The organism is Bacillus sp. L_1B0_5 (assembly GCF_000836715.1).
GTDB classification, from domain to species: Bacteria; Bacillota; Bacilli; order Bacillales; family Bacillaceae_G; genus Bacillus_A; species Bacillus_A thuringiensis_S.
Genome location: NZ_JXIS01000049.1, coordinates 83,779 through 109,248, shown reverse-complemented (window position 1 = coordinate 109,248; position 25,470 = coordinate 83,779). Strand labels below are relative to the sequence as shown.

The following is a 25,470-nucleotide window of genomic DNA, read 5'->3' as shown; positions in this document are numbered from 1 at the left end:
CACTCTTACAAGTTGCTATTTTAGGAGGACTAATCATGACAACTAGCAATACGTACAAATTTTATTTAAACGGAGAATGGAGAGAAAGCTCTTCAGGACAAACAATCGAAATTCCATCTCCATACTTACACGAAGTAATTGGACAAGTACAAGCAATTACTCGCGGAGAAGTAGATGAAGCAATTGCATCTGCAAAAGAAGCTCAAAAATCATGGGCTGAAGCTTCTCTACAAGATCGCGCAAAATATTTATATAAATGGGCTGATGAGCTCGTAAATATGCAGGATGAAATTGCCGATATCATTATGAAAGAAGTCGGTAAAGGCTATAAAGATGCGAAGAAAGAAGTTGTTCGTACAGCTGACTTCATTCGTTACACGATCGAAGAAGCTTTACATATGCACGGAGAAAGCATGATGGGCGATAGCTTCCCTGGCGGAACGAAATCGAAACTTGCGATCATCCAACGCGCACCACTTGGTGTTGTATTAGCAATCGCACCATTTAACTACCCAGTAAACTTATCTGCTGCGAAACTTGCACCAGCATTAATTATGGGTAACGCTGTTATTTTCAAACCAGCAACTCAAGGTGCAATTAGTGGTATTAAAATGGTTGAAGCACTTCACAAAGCTGGCCTTCCAAAAGGTCTTGTAAACGTAGCGACAGGACGCGGTTCTGTAATTGGTGACTACTTAGTAGAACACGAAGGCATTAATATGGTATCGTTCACAGGTGGTACAAACACAGGTAAACATTTAGCGAAAAAAGCTTCAATGATTCCACTTGTATTAGAACTTGGTGGTAAAGATCCTGGTATCGTTCGTGAAGATGCTGACTTACAAGATGCTGCAAACCATATCGTAAGCGGTGCATTCTCTTACTCTGGTCAACGTTGTACAGCTATTAAACGTGTACTTGTACACGAAAACGTAGCAGACGAGCTTGTTAGCTTATTAAAAGCGCAAGTAGCTGAACTATCAGTTGGATCTCCAGAACAAGACAGCACAATCGTTCCATTAATCGACGACAAGTCTGCTGACTTCGTTCAAGGCTTAGTTGACGACGCTGTAGAAAAAGGTGCTACAATCGTTATCGGTAACAAACGTGAGCGTAACTTAATTTACCCAACATTAATCGACCACGTAACAGAAGAAATGAAAGTTGCTTGGGAAGAGCCATTTGGCCCAATCCTTCCAATCATTCGTGTTTCTTCAGATGAGCAAGCAATTGAAATTGCTAACAAATCAGAGTTCGGTCTGCAAGCAAGTGTCTTCACTAAAGACATTAACAAAGCATTTGCAATTGCTAACAAAATCGAAACTGGTTCTGTTCAAATTAACGGACGCACAGAGCGCGGCCCTGATCACTTCCCATTCATCGGTGTAAAAGGTTCAGGTATGGGAGCACAAGGTATTCGTAAGAGCCTTGAGTCTATGACACGTGAAAAAGTGACTGTATTAAACTTAGTTTAATCTTATATGTAGAAGCTGATCTAGTTTTAGATCAGCTTCTTTTCATGCTAAAATCTTATTCGTTTTTAATCACAAATTCTTCTCTATAATCTGATTATTACTATATCCATTGACGTATAAAAATACATTTGTTACTCTTAAAGACGTTAATTTAATATTTAAATCCTCATTCGTATCTCGGTGAGGTAGAGGTTGCAGTCATTAAGAGTATCATTTCAGGAGATGTAGTGGCATTGATGAAGGAATGAGAAAGGAATGGTTGCCGAAGTAAGTCGTGTCCACCATGCACGCTTGCTGGGTCTGCATTTAATAAGTGCAGAACTGTCACAAACGTTTCGTTTGTGGAGAGCTATCGAGAGGTATGTCGTGGGTTTCTTATAAGATAGAAAGCATGTAGCGGCAGATTACGTGCTTTTTTTGTTTTGTTTGGGACTTCTCTTCTCTACTAAGAAGACATACATATCTCCTCGCTTGACTTGGTTATACTAACTTTGGAGGTATTTTCTATGCAACAAAAAAAATGGGGCTTTTGGGTACTAACAGCTTTCGTTGTCGGTAACATGGTTGGCGCTGGTATTTTCATGGTGCCAAGTACGTTGGCACAAACAGCAAGCCCACTCGGTGTCACTTTAGCTTGGTTAACAACAGGGTTTGGTGTTTTAATGCTAGCTCTTGTTTTCGGTAATTTAGCAATTCGTCGTCCTGATTTAACGACAGGACCACAAAGTCATGCATATGCTTTATTCTCAACACCAAAAAAGAAAAAAATGGCTGGATTCAGTATGGTATGGGGATATTGGGTTGCAAACTGGGCAAGTAACGTTGCCATCATTACATCATTTGCGGGATATTTATCACTCTTCTTCCCAATTATGAAAGATACGCGACTACTATTTTCAATCGGTTCTTTTAACATAGAAGTCGGAAAACTAATTACATTTACGATTTGTTCCATCTTACTTTGGGGAACTCATATTATATTAACAAATGGTGTAAGCGGCGCTGGAAAACTAAACTTCTTAGCAACAACAACGAAAGTAACTGGATTCCTTTTATTCATCGTCGTTACGTTATTTGCATTCGAAGCTTCTAAGTTTGGACAATGGTACACGCCGATGATTGATAAATCAGGTGTATCACATGGTCTTCTTTCACAAGTAAATTTAGCTGCTCTTACAACGCTTTGGGCGTTTATCGGAATTGAATCAGCCGTTCTTTTATCAAACCGTGCTGTTTCTCCAAAAACGGTAAAACGTGCAACAGTTGCGGGATTACTTATTACAGTTGCGATTTACTTAGGAATTACAATTTTAACAATGGGTGTACTTCACGTTGATAAATTACAAGCTTCTGAACGTCCATTAGCAGATGCATTAAACGCTGCAATGGGTCATGGCGGCGGGAAACTGATGGCATTACTTGCTCTTACTTCCCTGTTCGGTTCTATCTTAGGCTGGATTTTATTAAGCTCAGAAGTACCATATCAAGCAGCAAAAGAAGGTTTCTTCCCTTCCTTCTTCACAAAAACAAATAAAAAAGGAAGTCCAATTTACTCATTACGATTAACAAACATTATGTCGCAAGTGTTCCTATTCTCAACATTATCAGGAACCATTGCGGAAGCTTATACATTCGTTATTACCGTATCAACACTGGCCTACCTCATTCCATATCTCGTTTCACCAATCTTCCAGTTAAAACTAGTCGCAACTGGTGAAACATATAAAAATGAAATGCGGGCAAGAATTACAGATGGCATAGTCGCAGTGATCGCACTTTGCTACGCACTATGGGTTATTAAAACGGGGGCATCCGATATAAAAACGTTCCTTCTCGGAATTGGTTTATTCGTAATCGGATTTGCCTTCTATCCATTAATGAATCGTGATCAGAAAAAAAATAACGAAAAGAAAAACGAGCAAGTTGCATAACGCAATTTGCTCGTTTTTTCTTTTGTAAAACATATATAATAGAACAAAGAGGTGAAAAACATGTCAATCGAATCGCTATGGAGCAGTCGCTTCCAACAACATATTCAAAATATCATTACATACTTTGCACGTATGATTAACGGTTTACTATATAGCTTTATCTTTATTTCATGCATTGGTGCATATTATTATGCTCAGTTTCTAAAAGCATCTCCTTCTAAAGGAATATCTTTAATAATTATAACGATTGTACTTACGTTCATTATAACTAGATGCCCTATCCGTACATTTATTCAAAAACCTGATGCTGTCTATTTGCTTGCATTAGAAGAGAAATTAAAATCCTATTTCAAAAAATCTCTTCTATATAATTATATCATTCAGCTTTTCCCATTATTATTTACGTTCCTTATTCTCGTACCACTTGCACTGCAATCATTGCAATTAACTGTACCTTTTTTATGTACAATCTTTATCGTGTTAATGATTACGAAAGCTTGGAACATGTACATACATTGGATGTGGCGTGATAGTCACGACAAAAACATATGGCTGATCATCCGTATTACTTGTAACGCCTTAATCATTTACATGCTGTTTTATTCCGCAAATGTTCTCATATTGGGTGGATTACTCTTACTACTTGCTTTCCTGCTTGTATACACGAAAAAACAGCCTACAAAACGAATACCGTGGGATTACATAATCGAGCAAGAAGAAAAAATGAACGTTCGTTTTTATCAATTCGCTAGCATCTTCACTGATGTTCCGCAACTGAACAAACAAGTAAATAAAAGAAAATGGCTTACAAATTGGATCGAACCTTTATTACATAAAAAAAGAGCAATTTTCTTCTATTTACATACATTAGCATTTTTACGTGGGAATGATTATTTCGGTATATATATTCGCTTAGGATTGATCGGTGCTTTCGCCTTATATTTCATACCAAATATATACGTAAAAGGCGCTATCGCTTACATCGTTCTATATATGATTTCTATGCAGCTCCGTTCACTGTGGAAATATTTTTCGGGAAATATTATTGTAGCATTATATCCAATCCATACTGAAGAAAGGATGAAGCAATTTCTTAGCTTAATCTTTATATTGCTAAGCATTCAACTCATTGTATTTTCGAGTGTTATACTCATTGCTACAGGTCAATTTTTACATAGCCTTATCATTATGATTGTCGGGTTACTCTGGATCAAAGTTATTATTGTACCAAAAACGAAGCAACGTGTTTCTTCGTTTTAACGAAAAGAAATATCTTAAAAGCCAAGGAGCAAATAAATTATCTCCTTGGCTTTTTTATTTTGCTTCCTCAAACAAGAATCACTGAAACAACCGATATTTTATGATTTTTACATACAAAAACGATAATACATGTTTACGTCCTAATAAAAAGGGTATTTATTAAATTAACAGGGCAAAGAAAGTGGAGGGAATGAAAAAATATGAATTCAAGTTTCACTTTATAAAAGGCATTGCTCAAGGATGATTCTGGAACCGACAATATAATGTAAGGAGCTGAATGCAATGAGTAAAAAAATTGCTATTTTAATAACGGATTATTTCGAGGACACAGAATACACAGAGCCGGTAGCAGCTTTTAATCAAAAGGAATATGAATTAACAACCATTGAAATGGAAAAAGGGAAAACAGTACACGGTAAGCAAGGAAAAAGTGAAGTCGTAATTGATAAAAGTATTGATGATGTTTCTCCAGAGAACTTTGATGCCCTCTTCATACCAGGTGGATTTTCCCCTGATATACTCCGTGCAGATGAGCGTTTTGTACGCTTTAGTAAAGCATTTATGGATGCGGACAAACCCGTTTTCGCTATTTGTCACGGACCTCAGCTACTCATCACTGCACAAACACTTGAAGGACGTGATGTAACTGGATATAAATCTATTGAAGTCGATTTAAAAAACGCTGGCGGGAACTTTCATGACAAAGAGGTTGTCGTATGCCAAAATCAATTAGTCACAAGTAGACAACCAGAAGATATACCGGCGTTTATTGAAGAATCGTTGCGTATATTAGGATAGATATTATAGGTTAACCAAAATAGCTAAATGGCTATTTTGGTTAACCTTTTTATTTGTATAAAAAACAAATAAAACCTCTTTTTCAATGATTTTGTGTAACACACTCTTTTCTCGTCCCAAAATTTCTAATCACTTTTCATAGTCATTTTTCATATAGTGAAAATGACTATATAATTCCTATCCATAAGTTAAATAATGATTTCGCACATATAAACAAAAAAGATGGGAGCCTAACTATGAACAATAATCCACCTTCTCCGCCCCAAGACAACTCCGAAAATAATAGCCGTGACATTACACTGCAAACATTACGAGTCATTGGACTCATCGTACTTATTAGTGGTTATATCCTCGTTGCTCTCTCAGAAGTAGGTGAGCTGAAAACCTTATTAACAAATCCGAATGCTAACCCTGATTTGGCTGAAGTTGATCCGTTCTAAAAATTATATAAAAAGCGAGTCCCAGTATAACTGGTTCGCTTTTATATAGTTTCATCCAATTTGAGAAACATTTCTCTCATCCTCATACTTCTCTTTCCCTATTGCCTTCATAAATAGTAAAATACTGCTCATACCAACGATAAAGTACAGAGCACTCATGCCCCAAGATGCAATAAATGAACCTAGCATAACACCTAATGCCCCGTTCATTTTTGCAACTTGAAAGACCATCCCGTTAATCGCCATATAAGAACCTCTCGCCTCATTTGGCACCATATCTGCCATAATAGATTGACGCACTGGCACATACATCATCTCGCCTACTGTTTGGAAAAGCCCTGCAATTAATAAAATCCATAAACTATTGCTCGTTCCGAGTATTGTAAATCCAATTGTATAAATGAATAAACCTACATATAAGATTTTCAAATCGTTGAAGCTTTTCAGCATTTTTATAAGAAGTGCTGAACATAACACAACTAAAATTGTATTCTCCGCTGAAATCCAGCTCAGCATTCGAATACCCGTTAAATCAAACGTAACACCATTACCGAAGAAAAATTGTACTGTTTCAAATTCCTTCTGCAAACGTACCCCTAAATAATTATTAATTTGAAACTCTAACGATAATGTACATATACTCGCTGCACAAAAAATTAAAAACGCTCTATCTTTCATTACGACTTTATAACTATCTGCCATATCTTTTAATACATTTTTCTTCTCTACTGTTTTTCTCGCTACATACACCTCTTCCATATATACAGCCATCACATATAAAGTCATAATGGCAACAAGCGTTAATACGATAAACAATTGTAGTCTATAGTTTTCAAATAGTAATCCACCAAATATCGCTCCAATCGCAATCGATAAATTAATAGCCCAGTAATTAATGCTGTACATCACTTTTCGATTTTCAGGTGTACTCACATCAATTAACATCGCCTCTGTCGCAGGATTCATAAGTCCAGACCCTAAACTATTCACTAACATAAACACAAATGTTAGCCATGGTGAGTCAACGTAATCCGAATTCGCAACTCCCATACAAGCAATGGAAATGACTTGTATACTTTGACCGATAATCATAACCTTTTTACGCCCAAGCCGGTCTCCAACATATCCACCGTATAAACCAATTACTAATGAAGCTATGACATTAATAAGTAGTAACGCACCAGCAATCGCACTACCTAACTTTATTGAAAAATAAATCGCCATAAATGGAAAAATCATCGTGGACACAGTACGTGTTAAAAACGAAGTTATAATTCTAATTTTTATATTTCGATGCATACTCCAAAATCCCATTGTTTCCCCCTCCTTATGCTTACTTATTTTACTTTGAAAAAAAGGAAGAAAAAGGTTAGAATATTCTAAAGAGTTTCCCCTTTTATGATAGAAGGAAGTGTATATATGAAAATTATGGAATATTACATTAGACTAAGACTACATGCACAAGATCAACAACATATGCGAAATAGCTTACAAGAATTAGCGGATGTTTTATATTGCAGTACGAAAAACGTAAAGATTTTATTAAAGAAAATGAGCGTGGAACAATTAATTCGCTGGACTCCAGGTCGAGGCCGCGGAAATAAAACGGAAATTCTATTTGTACATAACTTCGTAGAAGCAATTGAATCCCATACAGATGAACTGTTAGCGCAAGAAAAATTAAAGGATGTTTTTCTTCTTTTAAAAGAACCCCTACCCCTTGCACTTCAAAAAAAGATAGAAAATAAACTACATCATCATTTTGGATACGAACCTTCAAATGATATGTACGACGTATTAAAGATTCCTATATCGAGAAAGATTTTCCCATTAGATCCGGCTTTTGTGGCTGTAACTACAGAGAGCCATCTTACGAGTCAAATTTTTGATACGTTAGTCGTCTATAACGATGTTACTGAAAAAATGGAGCCTCACATTGCGCATACGTGGGAATTAAGTGAAGATGGACTTACGTGGACCTTTTATTTACGAAAAGATATATATTTTCATAACGAAACAATTTTAACTTCTAAAGATGTACAATTTTCATTTGAAAGACTAAAGCAAGTTCAATCTCCTTTTGAATGGTTAACAGAAGAAATTGTTCAAATTGAAACGCCATCACCACTGCAAATTCGATTCCATTTAGCGAAACCAAATTTATTTTTCTTACACTATGTAAGTTCAATGCAGCTCGCCATTTTACCGCGTGATACGAGTATTCAAAATCATCATTATATAGGTACTGGACCTTTCAAACTTGCTCATTACTCTGAAGATAATATCGTACTCGAAGCGTTCACCCATTATTTTAAAGAGCGCGCATTATTAGACCGTATTGAATTTTGGGGTATTCCTGACCATGTGCAAATAGATGCTGATTATGAACTACCAAACCAAGAGGAAAATGAAAGGCATGATATACAAATAGAAGAAATAGGTTGTATTTATGCTAGCTTCAACTTTACAAAATCTGGTCCTCATCACGACATTTACTTTCGAAAAGCTTGGAGAGAACTATATGATGTTGAAATGATACTTCGTAACATAGAGGGTAGACGAACAATTGCTGCATCAAGCTTCTTCCCTGAAAGAAGTCGCCAAGCTTCTAAAAGATCTTACTCTTTAGAAAAAGCGAAAGAGTATTTAAAAAAGAGTACATACAATGGAGAAACGATACATATTTACTTCTTCGCATTTAAAGATAGTGCAAATGATGCATATTTCTTAAAAGAACGATGTGAAAGTTTAGGTATACAAGTAGAGCTTCACCCATTTCCCGTTTCAGATTATATGAACCGTTCTATCGATCAACATGCCGATATTATTTTCATGGGAGAAGTGTTTGCTGCCAATCATGAACTTGCCTTCTTAAATGTATTTAAAAATAAAAGTTGCTTCGTAAATCGGTTCATGGACCCACACTACGAAAAACAAATTAACTGTTTACTAGATACATTTTTACTAGAAGAAAATAAAGAAAAGCGTTATGAACTCATGTATGAGATTGAAGAGTTTTTACAAGTAGAACACATCATTTTATTTAACTATCACGTTTTAAAAAGAAAAACATACCCTTCTTCTTTAAAAAACGTAACAATTGATTCATTCGGTTGGGCAAATTTTGCGAAGTTATGGGTACAGCCATCCATGTATTAAAGTGTGAGTTTTTATAAAAGGAGAAGGTACTACATCCTTAGTAGTACCTTTTTCACATACAAATATAAACTATTATTTAATTACTCCATCTAAGTGATCTTTCAAGTTTAATAAAAACTTCTCAATATCCGGATTCTTCACCACATCATAACAAGCAAAACTCTTTAACGGACTCATACCGAGAAACTTTTGCACGCGGTGTAAATGACTAAGCGCTGATTCTAAACTTTCTCCTTCAAAGAACTTCGTCTTGTCTCCAAATGCTTTTTCAGGTGCATTCCAAGTTGTAGAGAACATATACTCTTTCTCTTTTAATAAACCACCTGTTCCATATTCATCTGCACCTTTAAAGAACAAACCGTATTCATATACTTCATCCATATACGTTTTAAATAAGCCTGGAACACTAAACCAGTAAATTGGTGTTTGATAAATAACAACATCGGCCCATAAAAATTTATTTTGTTCTTCTTTAATATTGTAACCATCTTGAATCGTTGTTGTTTTCACATAATGATTCTCGCCTAATACAGTAACCATATAATCTACTAACGTTTTATTTAATCGTCCTTCCTTTGTACCGTATTTTTCATGTCCATTTATAATAAATATATTTTTCATCGCTTTTCTCTCTCCTATATGATCTACTCTTCAGCTATGAAGCCGAGTTGCTGCTGTAGTGTAAGATTATCTTCTAAATGCCAATCTTCCGTTATCTTTCCGTCTTTCACATGTAAAATATCAATTGCAAAAAAATTAATTTCCTTACCATTATGCGTTCCTGTAAAAGAAAGACGGGCTGTTACTTTATCACCAACAACTAATAAGTCTTCAATCTCGCAATGTATATCAGGCACAACTTTACGAAAATTTTGCGCTGCAAACATTAATCCTTCAATGCCTTGTGGTCGCCCTTTCGGCAATGTATTATCGAAGAAATCTTTAGTAACAGTCTGCGGAATAAGTTCCTCCTTACCTGTATCCCAAAATGCATAAAAACGCTGCGCCGCATGAACCATTTCTGTCGCTTCTTTTTTACTTAGTGAGGAATCGATTGTCATTGCTTTTGGCTTTGGCATTTCTTTTAATAACTGGACTTCAGTTTTCCCTTCCACACCACATGCTACAAGCACAATACAAATAACAAATAAACTAAGAAATCCAAATAACTTTTTTATCCCCATGGAAATCACCACCTCCTTATATAAATCCTTTGTGTTTCGTATTGCTATTGTATATGCACTAACTTCCTTTATGGAAGTAGTGATATTTTTTTCATATAGTTACCAAAAGTATAGTTTTGTGATACTATAAAGCAAATTCATTCAAAAAAATTTTATGGAGGCTAGTTCCATGAACAATATAGATCCAGTTGAATTAACGAAAGGTTTACCTGGCATACCTTGTCCTATCGCTAAAACGCTTGATGTAATTAGTACAAAATGGACGTTTTTAATCATTCGTGATCTTCTTATCGAAGGAACATTACGCTTTAGTGATTTACAAAAATCAATGGATGGTATTAGTCCGAAAACATTATCGCTTCGACTAAAAGAATTAGAATCGCAAGGCATTATAACGAGAAAAGTATATCCAGAAGTTCCGCCTCGTGTAGAGTACACATTAACGGATAAAGGAAAGCAATTAGAGGGGATATTTATTGAATTAAAAAGGTTTGGATTAAGTTTATAAAACGAAACTTTAATCAGGATAAAACAAAAACCCCTTACCGTCGTAAGGGGTTTTATTACTTAGCAAAACTTTCAGCCAACTGTTTCTCTCTCCACATAAATGTAATGCCGAGACCAACTATTAAAACAACTCCTGAAAATGCATATGGATAATGAATATTCATATCAAATAATATTCCGCCCATCGCTGGTCCTGCGATATTTCCTAAACTCGTATAAGTCGAGTTCATCCCAGCAACGAATCCTTGCTCTTTTCCAGCTGCTTTTGATAAAAACGTCGTTAAAGCTGGACGAAGTAAATCAAATGCTAAGAAAATGAAGCAAGTAACGAGAAGTACAATCCAATAATTAAAGACTACAGTTGAGACGAATGCTAATACTGCACCTACAATTAAACATATTTGAATTAACACTTTCTCACCGAACATGTCTACCAATTTGCCAAACATAAATACTTGCACAACTACCCCAAAGATTGAACTAATTGTAATAATTGCTGCAATATCTTTCGGCGAGAAACCAAATTTATGATCAGAGAACAAGCTAAACACTGTTTCATACGCTGATAATCCGAATGCGAGTACAAATACGATAATAAATGCAATTGCATACATTGGATGTAATGATTTCTTTAAATCACCAATAAAACTTGATTCCTTCGTATTAGAAGAAATCTCTGCAAGTTCTTCTTTCGTTAACGGTTCTTTTAAAATAAATATCGAAATCACACATGCTATAAAGGCAATCGCTGCTGCAACGAAAAACGGCACACGTATACCGTATTCTGCAATAAATCCGCCGATTCCAGGCCCTATAATGAATCCAGTACTAATCGCTGCAGATAAGTATCCCATCGCCTTTGGACGTTCCTGAATAGATGTAATATCCGCAACATATGCCGTAACACCAGGCATAATAAACGCAGCACTAATTCCGCCTAACACCCTTGCTACATAAAGCATCCACACATCTTTTCCTAATCCAAAAAGAAGCTCTGAAACACCAAAAATAAATAATCCAATGATTATCATTTTCTTCCTACCGTAAAGATCAACCCATCGGCCTGTAATAGGTGAAGTAATGAGCTGTGCCATTGCAAATACTGCAACGAGATATCCCATTGTCTTCCCTGTTAAACCCATATCATTCATAAAGGACGGCATAACCGGAATGATTAATCCAATCCCTAGAAAAGCGATAAATATATTACTCAAAAGAATGACCAATACCATCTTTTGTTCTTTTATCGGTTTCTTCACTTTTTAACACCTCTTCCCGTAAGTTCCTCTCAAAAAATAATGCCCAAGAAGCTTTTTCTTTATCCTGCTCTTTGTGGGCTAGTAATGAGTGAAGATGCCTCCACTCATTAGAATTTCACTCTATCCTTCCACACATACATAAGTATTAGGTGAATGACTATCATTCAGTTTTCCTCAAAAATGAACCTACCTTTTCAGACAGGTTCATCTTACTACTTCTTTATATGTAGTGCATGTGTTAAAAAATCTAGTACTTCTGCCTTTTGCAAATCCACTTGCTCATCATCTTTATGATCATATAAATAAACTTGTTCCGCTGCTGATTCAACAAGAGCGATAAATAACTTCGCTGTTCGTTCTGCGTGAACCGAATCACGAATTTCACCAGCTTCTTTCGCCTCACTTAAAAATTCGCTTAACCACATATAAAGAGGCTCATACACAGCTTCCCACTCTTTTATATGTTCTGTAGATGCAAGACCTGCATACATTAAAGCTTGTATTTCACGGTATTCCTCTATAAAGTGAAACACCGCATCGATTACTTGTGCCACTTTATTTGAAAAAGGTACATCTTTTTGTACTTTTTCTTTCACTGCAAGTATCATCTTTTCAACCATCACTTCTGCTATTGCAGGCATAACAGATAGCTTAGAAGGAAAATATAAATAGAAAGTTCCTTGCGCAATGCCAGCTAATTTCACGATATCAGAAATCTTCGTTTTTTCGACGCCCTTTTCCTGAAACACTTCAATAGCTGCATAGACAATTTTCTCTTTTTTATTCATCATCTAAACCCTTTCACACGCATATTGAATGACTGTCACTCATTTTATAAGATAATTGATTGTACTGTCAATGATAGTGAACTCTAAGAGGAAGTCATTTTTTTTATAATAAAATCTCCTAATAAACAATTAGGAGATAAAAATACAATATATCTTTAAGAAAGTGCCTTTAATCCTGTCACTCCACATACAATAAGAAACACACTAATAATACGCGCTTTGCTTTTCGACTCACCAAACAAGAACATGTTTAACAAAACTGCACCTGCTGTTCCGATACCAATCCAAACCGCATACGCGACACTTACTTGTAAAAATAAGAAGGAAGTATACAAAAATGCGAAGGATGTAGCAAACCCGCCTATATAAATCGCACCATTGGCTAATGTTTTATCTTTACTATACATTTTAAGTCCTATCACACCGACTATTTCACTAATTGCAGCACAAAATACGAAAAACCAACCCATCTTTAAGCAGCTCCTTCCACAGTTTCTTCTTTATTATCAGCTAGCTTTAAACCGATAACGCCAGCTACAACCATCACGATAAAGAATAATTTTCCTACACTGAAACTCCCGCCGAAAAGGAATACATCCATTAAGAAAGTACCTACCGTACCAGCTCCGGCGAAAACAGCATATACAGTCCCTGTTGCAAGATGTTCACACGCTTTAGAAAGGAAGTGAAAATCAACAGCGATAACTCCTAAAATAATAATCCAATGCCACCAAGTATTAGCCGTATTAAAACCAAACACCCAAAAAATTTCAAAGATACATGTTAATATGACATATAACCAAGCTCTATTTTTCATACCTCTCACCTCTTATGACTGACTATCAGTCATTTTCGTTTTAAAAAAATATACTCTTTCATCAATACTATATAAAAACAACTATCATCCTCATTTACCATTGTATTTGTTCCATTTTTAAACTAACTACATCCTGTCACATAAAAATGACTGAATGTCATTCATACATATTGTATATGAATAAATCATACTGTGTCAAGAATCGATTTTCATAATAAATATGTGCAGAAATTTAGAATAAGGGAATACGATACGAATTGACATACAAGCATCCCCTTATTATTCATGTGTATTATTTATTTGTATGTACTTTTAAAACATGCGATTACTTTTAGCAAACCATATCCAATTCCTCCTCCTATCGTATTTAATAACACATCATCAACATTAGGTATTCCCACCCCAAAAAGATATTGTAAAAATTCGATTGTTGTTGACGTTAATACGATTAGGATTATTACTACATAAGAATTGAATAGATTTCGAAACCATAATGGCAGAAAAAAGCCTAGTGGTAATAAAAGTAATATGTTGCCTAAAATAATAGTCCCGATCCCATATATATTTAATATATGAATTATCGAATCAAAAGGAATTAATTGTGGTGTAGAAAATTTTAAAATAGATTTATTCTCAAGCACTCTTTCATAAATAGACCACGGTATCGCCTCGATTCTTGTAATTATTAATACTCCCATTGTATAAATAAAAGATACACTTACTAGCAATAATCGTAAGATCAAAAATTTAAAAGAGAATTCGTTTTTTTTGTATTTCCATATAAGTATTACCGCTATTATTAAAAATATTGTTCCAACAATAGGTGAAACGTATGGGGGACTAAATTGAATCATCTCGGAAAAAGTTCTTGTAAAATATGTCGCCATTTTAACGTAACTCCTTAAACAATATATAAAGTAAAACTTAATCTGTAGGGATTTTGTTCATTACACACTGATTATTAATTGAACCAATCGGACATTAAGGGATAGCCCGACTGCCAACTAACTTCTTTGCTTCAGCCTAATTTTGAAGTGGAAATCTCCCTGCTCGTTAATGTGGAATGAAATAATAATTAGGGTTTTTCAACTCTTATTTGTTTTCAAATTTATTCTTGAATGCTTCTTTTATTTTTATCCCCTGTTCTATTGTTAAATCATTATCTATCATTGTTAGTTTATTTGTAAGTAATATCAGGATAAAAACAACTTATTTTGCTTACACATTCTTTGTTATTATCCATAATAGATTTACTTCACAATTAATATTATAATATAAAATTACGACAATATATAAATCTATTTATTTTATTTATAAATTTTATTGTTAAAGCTATTATTTTTCAGTAAAAAAATAGATAATTATCAACGATAAGCAGATAAATTAACCATAAAATGAAAATTCAATCAGTCTGTAAATAATCGAATAAACTGTCCTACCAGACAATTTATTTCTGATTCCACATGTAGTTAGAAAAAATTTCATCGTCACCTGTATATTTCTCAATAATCTGTTAATACTGCTAGTAACATAATATTTTCTCCACTCCCCCTTGGAGAGATCCCTTGAATGGAGCAGTTAGCTTTTGCTAGCTGCTCTTTTTTATTTGTCCATACACTATGATGAAATACTCATAGATCAAATCCATTTTTCATCACATAACAACCATCTATTTATTTTCCAATAAGTTTTTGTATGCACTAATTTTATTCTCAAGCATCTTCTCTGTAACCTCTAAGTTTTCTCTTTGAATCTGAATAGATTTCCTATGATCTTCTAGGAGCTGTAAACGAGCTTCTGTTGTATGCTCCCCTTCTGTATATAATCTAGCGTATTCTCTTATTTTCGCTATTGGCATTTGCGTTTGTTTTAATTTCATTACAAACTGCAACCACTTTATATGTGACTCTTCGTAAAGTCGATTTCCATTTGTATCACGATTTGCAATTAATATATTTTCCTTTTCATAATAACGTAGTGTATATGTGCTCACTCCTAATAATTTTGCTACCTCGCTAATTGTGTACATACTAAAACTCCCTTCATATGCTTACCCTCATATATTTTATAACCGTATCAAATTTATAAAAAACATTTGACTTAGAGTATACTCTAACAAATACAATCTAACCATAAATGAATTTGAATTTAGGGGGATTTTATATGAAATACACGGTTATTACTGGCGCAAGTTCCGGAATTGGTTATGAAGCAGCTTTAGCATTTGCATCTCGCGGAAAAAATTTAGTACTTGTAGCTCGAAGACAAGAAGAATTAAACAGATTAAAATTGAAAATTAACGAAATGCATCCTGAGTTGGATGTTGTCATTCGAAGAACTGATTTATCTGTTACTGAAGATGTTTATAAACTTTATGAAAGCCTACAAGCTTTTCAAATTGAAACGTGGATTAACAACGCAGGTTTTGGTAATTTCGACTCAATTGCTGAACAAAATTTAAATAAAATCGCAACGATGTTACATGTCAATATAGAAGCACTAACAATACTCTCTTCTCTTTTCGTTCGAGATTATTCAATGGTTGATGGAACACAGCTTATTAACGTTTCATCGGGCGGCGGATACACAATTGTTACTGATGCTGTTACGTATTGCGCTACGAAATTCTATGTAAGTGCATTTACAGAAGGGTTGTCTCACGAACTGAAAGAACAAGGCGCAAAACTGCAAGCAAAAGTTTTAGCTCCTGCTGCAACTGAAACAGAATTTGCGAAACGTTCATTTGATATTGATGAATTCCAATACGATAATGTTGTACCAAAATTCCACACTGCAAAACAAATGGCACAATTTATGCTCGATCTTTATGATAATGATAAAGTTGTAGGAATTGTCGACGGTTTAACGTATAACTATGAACTTAAAGATCCACTTTATAATTTTGCCGTGAGACAAAAGAATTCAAATTCTTAATAACCTGTCCATTTCTTATGGAAATATATGTTCCCACTATATATGTAAATAATAGTGGGAACTTTTTCTCTATAAATTTTTTATCCAACATACCGAACCATCGCCACTTCATCACAATAATCCACCTTTGGACAATGTCTACAATCAATCCATACTTTCTCTGGCAATGCTTCTTTATTTATAAAATCAAATCCACACTTTTGAAAAAATACTGTTTCATATGTTAAGGAAATTACTCTTCTTACATTTATTTTCGTAGCTTCTTCCATTACATGATTTACGAGCATACGCCCTATCCCTCTCCCTGCATATGTATGCGAAACTACTAACGAGCGTATTTCTGCAAGATCTTCCCCCAACACATGCAATCCAGCAACTCCAACAATTCTCTCGTCTTCTTTCATAACATATAAACATTGCAAATATTGATAAAGAGACAAAAGAGAACGTGGTAAAACAACTCCCTCTTTTGCATAAACCTCAATAAGACTATAAATTTCTTTCACATCACTCGTCACCGCATTACAGATTTTCATATTACATCCCCTTGCCCTCGATATTAATATTTATAACTTAAAATGAATTTTAATTCATAATTTTATATAATAATACAGCTCTCTTTTCTCCCCGTCAATCAATTTATACAAACAAAAAAAACAAGCAATCTAATCGATGCTCGGTTCCTCATTTCGTATCGGCAATACCGTCGAATATTTAATTTCACGAAGTGCTAAACTTGTCTGTATCCTTGTAATACCAAGCTTATTCAGCTTTCTAATAAACTGCTCTAGTTCTTTACGATCACGATTTGCAACCTTTAATAAATAATCGTACTCTCCTGTTAAACAGTGACATTCTAACACTTCTGGCATCGATTCTAATTCTTTCTCCAACACTTCCAACTTGTCAAATTGATGAATATTCGTACTCATAAAAATAAAACATAATAAATCAAATCCAAGCTTTTCTTGATTTAAAATCGCAACTTGCTTATCGATGAAACCTTCCCCATCTAACCTTTTTATTCTTGCATGCATCGCAGCCGGTGATAAATTAACGCGACGTGCCAACTCTGCATTACTTACTTGTGACTCCTTCTGCAATATATCTAAAATTTGTACATCCAAATCATCCAACACTTTAATAACAGACGACTCCATTACAATTCCCCCTTTTTTCTTACCGATGATTATTCGAAAAAACAACTTATTATTTATATAAAACTGAATATTTTTCTGTAAATATCATTTTAAACTAAAGATTTTATCGAGTTTTCACCATTATACAAAAGAATATATTACACAATAAAGAAAAATGCTAAAATTATTTACAATTCGTATTGATTACAAAAAAGGGGATTTTAGCATGCCTTATTTTTACGTCTTTTTACTATTACTAACGAGCTTATTATGGGGAGGAAATTTTGTCGTTGGAAAATCACTCGTCGATCATGCATCGCCGATGACACTGACAAATTTAAGATGGATGATTGCGATTGTTTGTTTATTACCAATGGTATGGTTTAAAGAAAAGAAAATCCTTCCACCACGTACCGCAATACTTCCGTTAATATTGATGGGAATTTCAGGGGTCGCTCTTTTTAACATCTTTCAATTTTTAGCATTAGAAAAAACATCCGCTACGAATGTAGGTCTTATCTCTACATTGAATGCAATTTCAATCGCATTATTTTCAGTATTATTTCTAAAAGAAAAAGTAAATACACTTCAAATCCTATCCATGATTCTTTCATTCTTCGGGGTTATCCTCGTCCTATTAAAAGGTGATTTCTCGCTTTTATTTTCACTACATTTTAATAGTGGCGATTTATGGATGATTGCAGCAGTTTGTATTTGGGGAATCTATTCTGTTTGTAGTAAATGGGCAACAAAAACAACTACACCACTTATGGCAACGTTGTACTCTGGTATTTTCGGCGTTATTTTATTACTACCGTTTAACATAGGTAGCTTCACTGTTTCAAATATAAATACTTCTTTCATCACATCACTTTTATATACTGGGCTTATTTCGACAGTTCTTTGTATGGTATTTTGGAATATTGGCGTACAAAAATTAGGCGCAACTACATCAGGTATTTTTCTAAACTTCAATCCAATTTTCACAGCCATTTTAGCATTCATATTCCTCGGAGAAGAATTAACGTGGATACAAATTTTAGGAACAATTGTCGTTGTAACAGGATGTTATTTATTTTCTCATTTCAAAACTGTCGCTGTTCAGCCAACTAGAGCTTTAATGCGAAAACATTCTTAATGAAAAAACATCGTCATCTGGGTTGGCGATGTTTTTATTTTCTCTTCATTTCTTTTATATACTGCTTTTCCTCTTCTGGCGATAAACGTTCCGTCGCCTTGCCAGTATCTCCACCTTGAAGGCTCCATAAAAAGTTATGCTCCTCAACAGTTTGAGAAAAATCTCCTTTTTCCCATCTATTTATAATAGAAAATAACTTCATTTTATATTGAAAACCTGTACTATTTTCAATATCTCTTTTTACATTAGAAATTTCCTTTTTTGTCATCTCTACAAATCCCCATTTTTCAGAGGATTTTACCTTTTGATGCACCATTTTATGCATAGTAGAAATAATTTCACCTTCACTAATTTGCGGGGCTTCTTCTGCAGCTTTTTTCTCTTTTTCGTTTGCCGCTCGCTCGGTTTGAATATTTGTATTTTCTTTTTCCACATATGCAAGCAATTTCTTTCCGCCAACTATAGAAGAGATGATTACCATAATGGTAATACATATACCTACAATCCATTTAAAAAGCATTAGCTCTTCATCGCTTCCCTAACAATATGACTATCTACATACTGCTTAAACTTCACGATTTTTCCATTTTCAAGCTGCCATACATGAACAAATTCTGCTTCAAATGATTTTCCTGTTTCTTTATAAACTCCAGAATACATACCTTCAGCAATAATTACATCTTTTCCGTTTACTTCATGATATGTATTTACACTTGCTTTATAATCATCCCATTCTGATCCTAAACGGCTAAATACATTTTCCATTATAGCTTCTACGCCTTTATATGTTCCGCCATACGTGAAACCTTCTGCCTCTGTCCATTCCACTTTTTCAGAGAGGGCTTCTGCTAAATGCTTTGCATTCGAAGAAGCTAATCCTTCATACGTGCTTTGAATAATTTCTAAATTTGATTTAGGCATATTACTTCCTCCCGTTTATTTATTTTTACACAAGACGTAACCAATGCAGTTACATCTTGTGTAAAAAAATATTTAAATTGTTTCATTCGTAATTCATTAGCTGTAATCATTATAGTTACAATAATTCTTCAAGTCAACAATTTATAAATAAAATTTACTTCGTTTTCATTACTTTCTCTTTTAAGAAACGATCTACATATCCTTCTGCTTTTACTACGAATAAATACGCACCCATTGATAATAATGCAAGATCTAATTCATATCCTGGATTCTTTCCATCTCCTAATAAACCTGCTGCTCCATTTACCTTTACGATAGCTCCAGCTAAAATAAGAGCGAATAACAATCCTACATATCGTACACCTAAACCGATAATTAATAATATACCACCAACTAATTCTACAGTTGCTACGCCGTATGCAAGGCCACCTGGTAAACCGATGCTTGTAAACCATCCTGCTACATTATCGATACCTGATTGAAACTTTGCTAAACCATGTGCAAAGAACGTAACTCCTAACACGATACGAATAATTAAATTCCCAATATATTGATTCATTTTGAACTCTCCTTTTTGTTTTGTTATGGTGAACTTTTATTCACAAGTCAAAACAATACGGTATTTTATTTCATTCGTCAAATACTTTTTTAAAGAAAACAAAAAACATTATCCCTTTTACGGATAATGTTTTCCTACAAAATAGCGCTAATTCAAGCTTTTATTCTATCGCATAAAAAAAGTTGAAACATTTTTCCAGCGCCAATATAAGGCAGTAAAGAAACGTCCTCTTCCACAACCATTCCAACAACATTCACTTTCTCATCTACAGGTAAATCATGTGTGGCAACTTGCATCTCCCCTGCATATCTACCGTACAATTCATTATCAATTGTAATACTGCCCTTCTTTCTTACAATTGTATGCATCGGCTGTAACACCACTCTATTTCCTTCCCTTGATTCTACAGATCGAATAACATCACGAGCCGGATCTAGTCTATTTGTATGCACTTGCTCCACCACTTTTAATACTTCTTTATCAGTTATAAATGATTTGTAACGCAATGGAATAATCCCTCTACTCGCACTAGCTACTTCTTGCATACTTTCCAAACTTGCGCTTATATCTCCAATCAATACTTTATCAACACCACAATCTTGAACAAGTTCTAAATACGCTTCAAGCGGGCGCATATTGCGATGTTTTTCTAACGTTGGTAACCCTTCATATAACGGACCTCGTTTTTCCGCATCTCCTGGAATAAATGCCATCGTCTTTATTCCGCACTTCTGTAAATATTGATTTTGTTTTTGTAAGAAGGACTTTGCTAGTCCTGTCTCTGGACGTGGGTAAAAATTATGCCATGCTTCTACATTCTCTACTCTTATATGTTCTGCAAGTAATTCTTTCCAAAATGAATTTGTAATCGTACTCGCATTTAAAGCTACTTTCATCTTATGAGATACGCTTGCAATTTCTTTTGGCGCAATGCCGTAATCCATTCTTAAACCGGTAATGCCCCAGTCCAATAGCTCTTCCACATTTTCATATGTTAGCCCTAAATGGTGTAACGATTTTGGAGAAACATCAACCATTAGCTCCATTTCATGTGCAAGAGCTTGTTTCCCTAATATTTGAATTAACTCTTTATACGTATTTGGATCATCTTCTGGAATGTGCAGTGATGTAAAAATAGATGTAAACCCATTTTCCTTCGCTACTCTTAGCCACTCTTCTTGTTTCTCTACTCGTTCTTTTGAAAGATAAATGGAAACTCCGATCATATAAATCTCCCTTTCTATTAATAGAAAAAGAGAAAGGAATCCCTTTCTCTATATGTTTTCTGCCATTTCTTCTTTAAATCCGAAGAAGTACGTAAAGATAAATCCGAAAGCATATGCAATTACTAAACCTAAGAAATAGAGTAAATATTTATTGTCAGCAATTAAAGGAATTAAAGAGAGCCCTGATACGCCAATTCCAAGAGAAGCTGTTTGCATAACTGCTTGGAATGCACCACCGACAGCCGCTCCTAAACAAGCAGTAATAAACGGTTTCCCAAGTGGTAATGTCACCCCGTATAATAACGGCTCACCAATTCCTAAAAAGCCAACTGGCAATCCACCTTTAATTACGTTACGAAGTCGTTTGTTTTTTGTTTTCACATAAATCGCAATTGCTGCGCCTACTTGGCCAGCACCAGCCATTGCGAGCACTGGTAATAAAGGTGTTACGTGTGTTTGATTAATAAATTCCATATGAATTGGTGTTAAACCGTGATGTAATCCAACCATAACGAGAGGTAAAAATGTTCCCGCAAGTACTGCGCCAGCAAATGCTCCGCCAATATTTAAAATAGCATTAATTCCGCTCGTAATACCATCTGATAAGAAACCTGCTAATGGCTGAATGGCTAACATCGTTACGATACTTACAACTAATACAGTAATAAGTGGTGTCACGATAATATCAACTGCATTTGGCACTGCTTTTCGAACTTGTCTTTCCACTACAACCATAAGCCATGCTGCAAAAATTACTGCAAACAATCCGCCCCGTCCGGGCACTAATGCTTCACCAAACAATTTTACGTTTGCCATCGCCGGGTTAAAAATTAAAATACCAGCAATTGCCCCAAGAACCGGTGTCCCGCCAAACTCTTTCGCTGTATTCCAGCCGACTAAAATTCCTAAGAATGTAAAGATACCGCCGCCAATGAGTAGTAACATTTGTAACCATGTTGCATTTGGATCAGCACCAGCGTTTTTCGCAAAGTTAGCAACCCCGTTTATAATTCCTGACGCAACAAGCCCCGGAATTAACGGAATAAAAATACTTCCTATTTTTCGTAAAAAGTTTTTCACTGGGGTATTATTTTTCTTCTTAATCTCTGACTTCATCTCTTGCCCAATATCTTCAAGGTGATGATCTGCTACCTCACCAATTCGTAGTCCTGTCAAACCTTCCATTTTAGCTGCTACTTTATTTACTGTTCCTGGGCCAACGACAACTTGAAGCGTCTCATCTTCTATAACACCCATAACACCTTCAACTTTTTTCAAAAGGTCCATGTTTACTTTACTTTCATCATGAAGCGTTAAACGTAGTCTCGTCATACAATGAGCAATACTACGAATGTTTTTTATTCCCCCAAGTTGCTCCGAAATTTCCTTGGCCATTCTCTCTTCTTTCTTCATAATAGAATCCCCCTCCCTATTATTTTATAGTGCTTTCTTCACAAACCCTTTTGCGTATTTTAGTTTCTCCAGTGCTTCCCCATACTCACACTGCAACAACACCATAACAATGGCAGCTTTTACGTTACGTTCTGCCTTTTCATAATACTCTGCCGCTACTTCATAACTAGCGCCTGTTGCTTCCACAATAATTCGTTTTGACCGTTCTACTAACTTTTCATTTGTGGATTGAACATCTACCATTAAGTTTTTATATACTTTTCCTACACCAATCATCGAAGCTGTTGAAATCATATTCAGCACTAATTTTTGTGCTGTACCAGCTTTTAAACGCGTTGATCCTGTTAATATTTCTGCACCTGTCTCTACTTCCACATTTAACTTTGCATATTTACTTATTTCAGCATTTTTATTACAAGAAATACTTGCTGTACTCGCTCCTACGCTCTGTGCGTATTTCAAGCCGCCAATTACGTAAGGAGTTCTACCACTTGCAGCAATTCCAATCACTGTATCTTTCTCATTTAATCCAATACTTTTTAAATCTTCTTCTGCTAACTCTTCTCGATCTTCGGCACCTTCCACCGCCTTAGTAAACGCTTTCAATCCACCTGCTATAAATCCTTGCACCATTTTATCATCCGTGCCAAATGTCGGCGGACATTCCACTGCATCTAGAATACCTAAACGACCACTCGTACCAGCACCAATGTAAATTAAGCGTCCCTCTTCTTCAAAAGATTTAATAACAGTCTGTACAACCTTTTCAATTTGTTCTATCTCTTTTTCAACTGCTAACGCAACAGTTCGATCTTCTTCATTCATACTTTGCAACACTTCTTTTATGCTCATTTCATCCAGATTCATTGTTTTCTCATTACGATGTTCTGTCGATAAATTTTCTAACATATTTCCACCCTCTTTGAAATTATATTTCACACTTTTATTATAACTTTAAGAAACTAAAAATCAATAACTCTTTCTTATTTTATGAAATAAAATTTCACAACATGACATATTTTTGTCAAAGATAATAAAGTGAAACTTTAATCAGTGGGGGTTTTATTCATCCCCACTGATTATTAGCCCGCACCAATCGGGCTTTTACGGGCAGTTGATCCCCCACCTAACTTCCTTTGCTTCCGCTGAATTTTGAAGTGGGGGTCTTACCGCCCGGCAAATAGCGGGATAAAAAAAGATGAGTCTCCTCATCTTTTCTTCTACTTTAACTTCCGTAACCGCAACGCTTCTTCTCGCGTCTCCATAAATTGATCCAATACTTTATTACCAATTCGGTTGAAAGTAATCACATATAAAGCATCAATCATATTCAGTTGCGTCATTCTCGACGCAATACTTGCAATACGATGATCTTGTTCTACATCTGGCATACAAAGACGAATGTCCGCTTCTTTATATAGGGGGGATGATTGATCTAGCTTCGTAATTCCAATAACAGTTGCACCTTGTCTCTTTGCATACTGCGCCATTTCAAGCACATCTCTCGTTCGACCAGATGTTGAAATCGCAACAAATATATCGCCTTCTTTTAAATTCGTCACAAGCGGCAACATCATATGAAAATCAGATAGCATCATCGCTGTAAATCCAAGCCGTGTAAATTTATAAGCCCCGTCCATTGCTGGCGTAGCTGATCCACCTACGCCGTAAAATATAATTTTGCCCGCATTGACAATACAATCTGCAGCTTTCTCAAGTTCCTTCTTATCTATCGCAGTAACGCTCGCCTCAATTGCAGCTTTATTCACATAAGTGACTTTATTAAACAAATCGTACGGTCCATCTTCCGTATTCATCACTGAAAAATCGTTAATATTATAATCAGCAATCGTTAATTCACGAACGAGTGCTATCTTAAATGCTTTAAAACTTCCGATCCCAATCGACTTACAAAAACGAACGACACTCGCCTCACTTGCGCCTGCATTCGTTGACACTTCTTTCGTCGTTAAGTTCGGAACAATCTCTGCATTCTCCATTATGTACATGGCAACCTTCTTTTCAGCTGGTGAAAATTGATCCATATTACTTTCAATTTTAAATAGTAATGTTGAAGCTTTCACTATTTAACCTCCACTTCTTACGGTTGCGTTCACTTATTTTCTCTTGCTTCAAGAAGGTAAAAACCATCATCGCCAGGAGGATGAAACACATTTACAATGCGATTCCCTTTTTGATAAACAGTTCTTTCTCCTTCTGTCCACTTCTCTTTCCAACCGTTCATCCAAATCGCAACATCAGGTAAAAAAGCAGTATATTTCAGCTTCTGACCGTACTCACCATCTGCTTCTTCCGAAAAAATAGAAACCGGAAAATCCTTCACTTTTGATTCTTTCCATGCAGTAAATGGTATACATACTGCAATAAGTACGATTACACCGATAACCTTCTCCTTCGTAATCTTCACACTTCCCTCTCCTTGTCATATCACATACATAGATTTTACCATAATTACAAACCCTTCATGCTATATGACCATTGCTTTTTGGAATAAAAAAAGA

General features: G+C 35.2%; 28 protein-coding genes and 1 riboswitch. Of the genes, 9 read left to right on the top strand and 19 right to left on the bottom strand.

From position 1 onward, the window contains the following. Positions 1–35: 35 nt before the first annotated feature. The 5 genes from gapN to RT27_RS17495 all read left to right on the top strand — a co-directional run bounded on the left by gapN (position 36) and on the right by RT27_RS17495 (position 5,904). Positions 36–1,475, top strand: a complete 1,440-nt coding sequence (gapN, locus tag RT27_RS17515) for an NADP-dependent glyceraldehyde-3-phosphate dehydrogenase (RefSeq protein ID WP_043936802.1) — start codon at positions 36–38, stop codon at positions 1,473–1,475. 178 nt (positions 1,476–1,653) lie between these two features. After that, positions 1,654–1,835, top strand: a riboswitch (Lysine riboswitch). Between the two features lie 146 nt (positions 1,836–1,981). After that, the gene (locus tag RT27_RS17510; RefSeq protein ID WP_016082719.1) at positions 1,982–3,406 is read left to right on the top strand and encodes an amino acid permease; all 1,425 of its coding nucleotides are present in this window, start codon (positions 1,982–1,984) and stop codon (positions 3,404–3,406) included. A gap of 60 nt (positions 3,407–3,466) precedes the next feature. Beyond that, complete coding sequence (locus RT27_RS17505; RefSeq protein ID WP_043936801.1) at positions 3,467–4,666, top strand: ABC transporter permease; 1,200 nt, start codon at positions 3,467–3,469, stop codon at positions 4,664–4,666. A gap of 282 nt (positions 4,667–4,948) precedes the next feature. Then, entirely contained in the window at positions 4,949–5,464 is a 516-nt protein-coding gene (locus RT27_RS17500) for a type 1 glutamine amidotransferase domain-containing protein (protein ID WP_043936798.1), read from the top strand. A 236-nt stretch (positions 5,465–5,700) separates the two neighbouring features. Next, positions 5,701–5,904 carry a hypothetical protein gene (locus RT27_RS17495; protein WP_001063856.1) on the top strand — a complete coding sequence of 68 codons (204 nt, stop codon included), beginning with the start codon at positions 5,701–5,703 and terminating at the stop codon, positions 5,902–5,904. Between the two features lie 51 nt (positions 5,905–5,955). Here the strand turns inward: RT27_RS17495 and RT27_RS17490 are convergent, their stop codons facing one another. Continuing rightward, complete coding sequence (locus tag RT27_RS17490) at positions 5,956–7,218, bottom strand: MFS transporter (RefSeq protein ID WP_043936796.1); 1,263 nt, start codon at positions 7,216–7,218, stop codon at positions 5,956–5,958. A gap of 84 nt (positions 7,219–7,302) precedes the next feature. Here RT27_RS17490 and RT27_RS17485 point away from each other — a divergent pair, with 84 nt between their 5' ends. Beyond that, the gene (locus RT27_RS17485; protein ID WP_043936794.1) at positions 7,303–9,063 is read left to right on the top strand and encodes an SgrR family transcriptional regulator; all 1,761 of its coding nucleotides are present in this window, start codon (positions 7,303–7,305) and stop codon (positions 9,061–9,063) included. Positions 9,064–9,135: 72 nt separating this feature from the next. On the opposite strand, the gene RT27_RS17480 is transcribed toward RT27_RS17485, so the two are convergent. After that, entirely contained in the window at positions 9,136–9,684 is a 549-nt protein-coding gene (locus RT27_RS17480) for an NAD(P)H-dependent oxidoreductase (RefSeq protein ID WP_016082724.1), read from the bottom strand. Between the two features lie 23 nt (positions 9,685–9,707). Further along, positions 9,708–10,247, bottom strand: a complete 540-nt coding sequence (locus tag RT27_RS17475) for an ester cyclase (protein WP_043936792.1) — start codon at positions 10,245–10,247, stop codon at positions 9,708–9,710. A 169-nt stretch (positions 10,248–10,416) separates the two neighbouring features. Here RT27_RS17475 and RT27_RS17470 point away from each other — a divergent pair, with 169 nt between their 5' ends. Beyond that, a complete protein-coding gene (locus RT27_RS17470; protein ID WP_001059470.1) occupies positions 10,417–10,755 on the top strand; it encodes a helix-turn-helix domain-containing protein in 339 nt (112 codons plus the stop codon). Between the two features lie 55 nt (positions 10,756–10,810). Here RT27_RS17470 and RT27_RS17465 read toward each other — a convergent pair whose 3' ends face one another. The 6 genes from RT27_RS17465 to RT27_RS17440 all read right to left on the bottom strand — a co-directional run bounded on the left by RT27_RS17465 (position 10,811) and on the right by RT27_RS17440 (position 15,647). Then, on the bottom strand, positions 10,811–12,013 hold the full coding sequence (locus RT27_RS17465) for a tetracycline resistance MFS efflux pump (RefSeq protein ID WP_029443247.1): 1,203 nt from the start codon (positions 12,011–12,013) through the stop codon (positions 10,811–10,813). A 212-nt stretch (positions 12,014–12,225) separates the two neighbouring features. Then, entirely contained in the window at positions 12,226–12,804 is a 579-nt protein-coding gene (locus RT27_RS17460) for a TetR family transcriptional regulator (RefSeq protein ID WP_002025356.1), read from the bottom strand. A gap of 152 nt (positions 12,805–12,956) precedes the next feature. Then, a complete protein-coding gene (locus RT27_RS17455) occupies positions 12,957–13,271 on the bottom strand; it encodes a multidrug efflux SMR transporter (RefSeq protein WP_000539671.1) in 315 nt (104 codons plus the stop codon). Positions 13,272–13,273: 2 nt separating this feature from the next. Beyond that, positions 13,274–13,618, bottom strand: coding sequence for an SMR family transporter (locus tag RT27_RS17450; RefSeq protein WP_000796022.1), 345 nt, complete (start codon positions 13,616–13,618; stop codon positions 13,274–13,276). Positions 13,619–13,914: 296 nt separating this feature from the next. Further along, positions 13,915–14,505 (bottom strand): VanZ family protein, encoded by a 591-nt coding sequence (locus RT27_RS32450; RefSeq protein ID WP_052497705.1) that lies wholly within the window; start codon positions 14,503–14,505, stop codon positions 13,915–13,917. A gap of 782 nt (positions 14,506–15,287) precedes the next feature. Continuing rightward, entirely contained in the window at positions 15,288–15,647 is a 360-nt protein-coding gene (locus RT27_RS17440) for a MerR family transcriptional regulator (RefSeq protein WP_043936790.1), read from the bottom strand. Positions 15,648–15,781: 134 nt separating this feature from the next. Here RT27_RS17440 and RT27_RS17435 point away from each other — a divergent pair, with 134 nt between their 5' ends. After that, positions 15,782–16,552, top strand: a complete 771-nt coding sequence (locus RT27_RS17435; RefSeq protein ID WP_043936788.1) for an SDR family NAD(P)-dependent oxidoreductase — start codon at positions 15,782–15,784, stop codon at positions 16,550–16,552. A gap of 80 nt (positions 16,553–16,632) precedes the next feature. On the opposite strand, the gene RT27_RS17430 is transcribed toward RT27_RS17435, so the two are convergent. Together RT27_RS17430 and RT27_RS17425 are read right to left on the bottom strand one after the other, a co-directional pair. Then, positions 16,633–17,088 (bottom strand): N-acetyltransferase, encoded by a 456-nt coding sequence (locus RT27_RS17430; protein ID WP_043936786.1) that lies wholly within the window; start codon positions 17,086–17,088, stop codon positions 16,633–16,635. A gap of 129 nt (positions 17,089–17,217) precedes the next feature. Beyond that, a complete protein-coding gene (locus tag RT27_RS17425; RefSeq protein WP_000446097.1) occupies positions 17,218–17,712 on the bottom strand; it encodes an Lrp/AsnC family transcriptional regulator in 495 nt (164 codons plus the stop codon). Positions 17,713–17,917: 205 nt separating this feature from the next. Between RT27_RS17425 and RT27_RS17420 the strand changes: the two genes are divergently transcribed. Continuing rightward, positions 17,918–18,829 (top strand): DMT family transporter, encoded by a 912-nt coding sequence (locus RT27_RS17420; RefSeq protein WP_001146238.1) that lies wholly within the window; start codon positions 17,918–17,920, stop codon positions 18,827–18,829. Between the two features lie 34 nt (positions 18,830–18,863). On the opposite strand, the gene RT27_RS17415 is transcribed toward RT27_RS17420, so the two are convergent. From RT27_RS17415 to RT27_RS17380, 8 genes are all read right to left on the bottom strand, one after another. Beyond that, positions 18,864–19,349, bottom strand: coding sequence for a PRK06770 family protein (locus RT27_RS17415; protein WP_000897995.1), 486 nt, complete (start codon positions 19,347–19,349; stop codon positions 18,864–18,866). Next, on the bottom strand, positions 19,349–19,750 hold the full coding sequence (locus tag RT27_RS17410) for a nuclear transport factor 2 family protein (protein ID WP_043936784.1): 402 nt from the start codon (positions 19,748–19,750) through the stop codon (positions 19,349–19,351). The genes RT27_RS17415 and RT27_RS17410 overlap by 1 nt, the downstream gene beginning before the upstream one ends. Positions 19,751–19,904: 154 nt before the next feature. Next, positions 19,905–20,309: a DoxX family protein gene (locus tag RT27_RS17405; protein ID WP_001077751.1), complete on the bottom strand. Its 405-nt coding sequence runs from the start codon at positions 20,307–20,309 to the stop codon at positions 19,905–19,907. Between the two features lie 152 nt (positions 20,310–20,461). Beyond that, positions 20,462–21,535 (bottom strand): MupG family TIM beta-alpha barrel fold protein, encoded by a 1,074-nt coding sequence (locus RT27_RS17400; protein ID WP_043936783.1) that lies wholly within the window; start codon positions 21,533–21,535, stop codon positions 20,462–20,464. A gap of 48 nt (positions 21,536–21,583) precedes the next feature. Beyond that, entirely contained in the window at positions 21,584–22,948 is a 1,365-nt protein-coding gene (locus RT27_RS17395; RefSeq protein ID WP_000711299.1) for a PTS transporter subunit EIIC, read from the bottom strand. 24 nt (positions 22,949–22,972) lie between these two features. Beyond that, complete coding sequence (gene murQ, locus RT27_RS17390; RefSeq protein ID WP_000892345.1) at positions 22,973–23,857, bottom strand: N-acetylmuramic acid 6-phosphate etherase; 885 nt, start codon at positions 23,855–23,857, stop codon at positions 22,973–22,975. Positions 23,858–24,168: 311 nt separating this feature from the next. Beyond that, positions 24,169–25,032, bottom strand: a complete 864-nt coding sequence (locus RT27_RS17385) for a MurR/RpiR family transcriptional regulator (protein WP_043936781.1) — start codon at positions 25,030–25,032, stop codon at positions 24,169–24,171. A 29-nt stretch (positions 25,033–25,061) separates the two neighbouring features. Next, a complete protein-coding gene (locus RT27_RS17380) occupies positions 25,062–25,376 on the bottom strand; it encodes a hypothetical protein (protein ID WP_000704960.1) in 315 nt (104 codons plus the stop codon). Positions 25,377–25,470 lie beyond the last annotated feature (94 nt).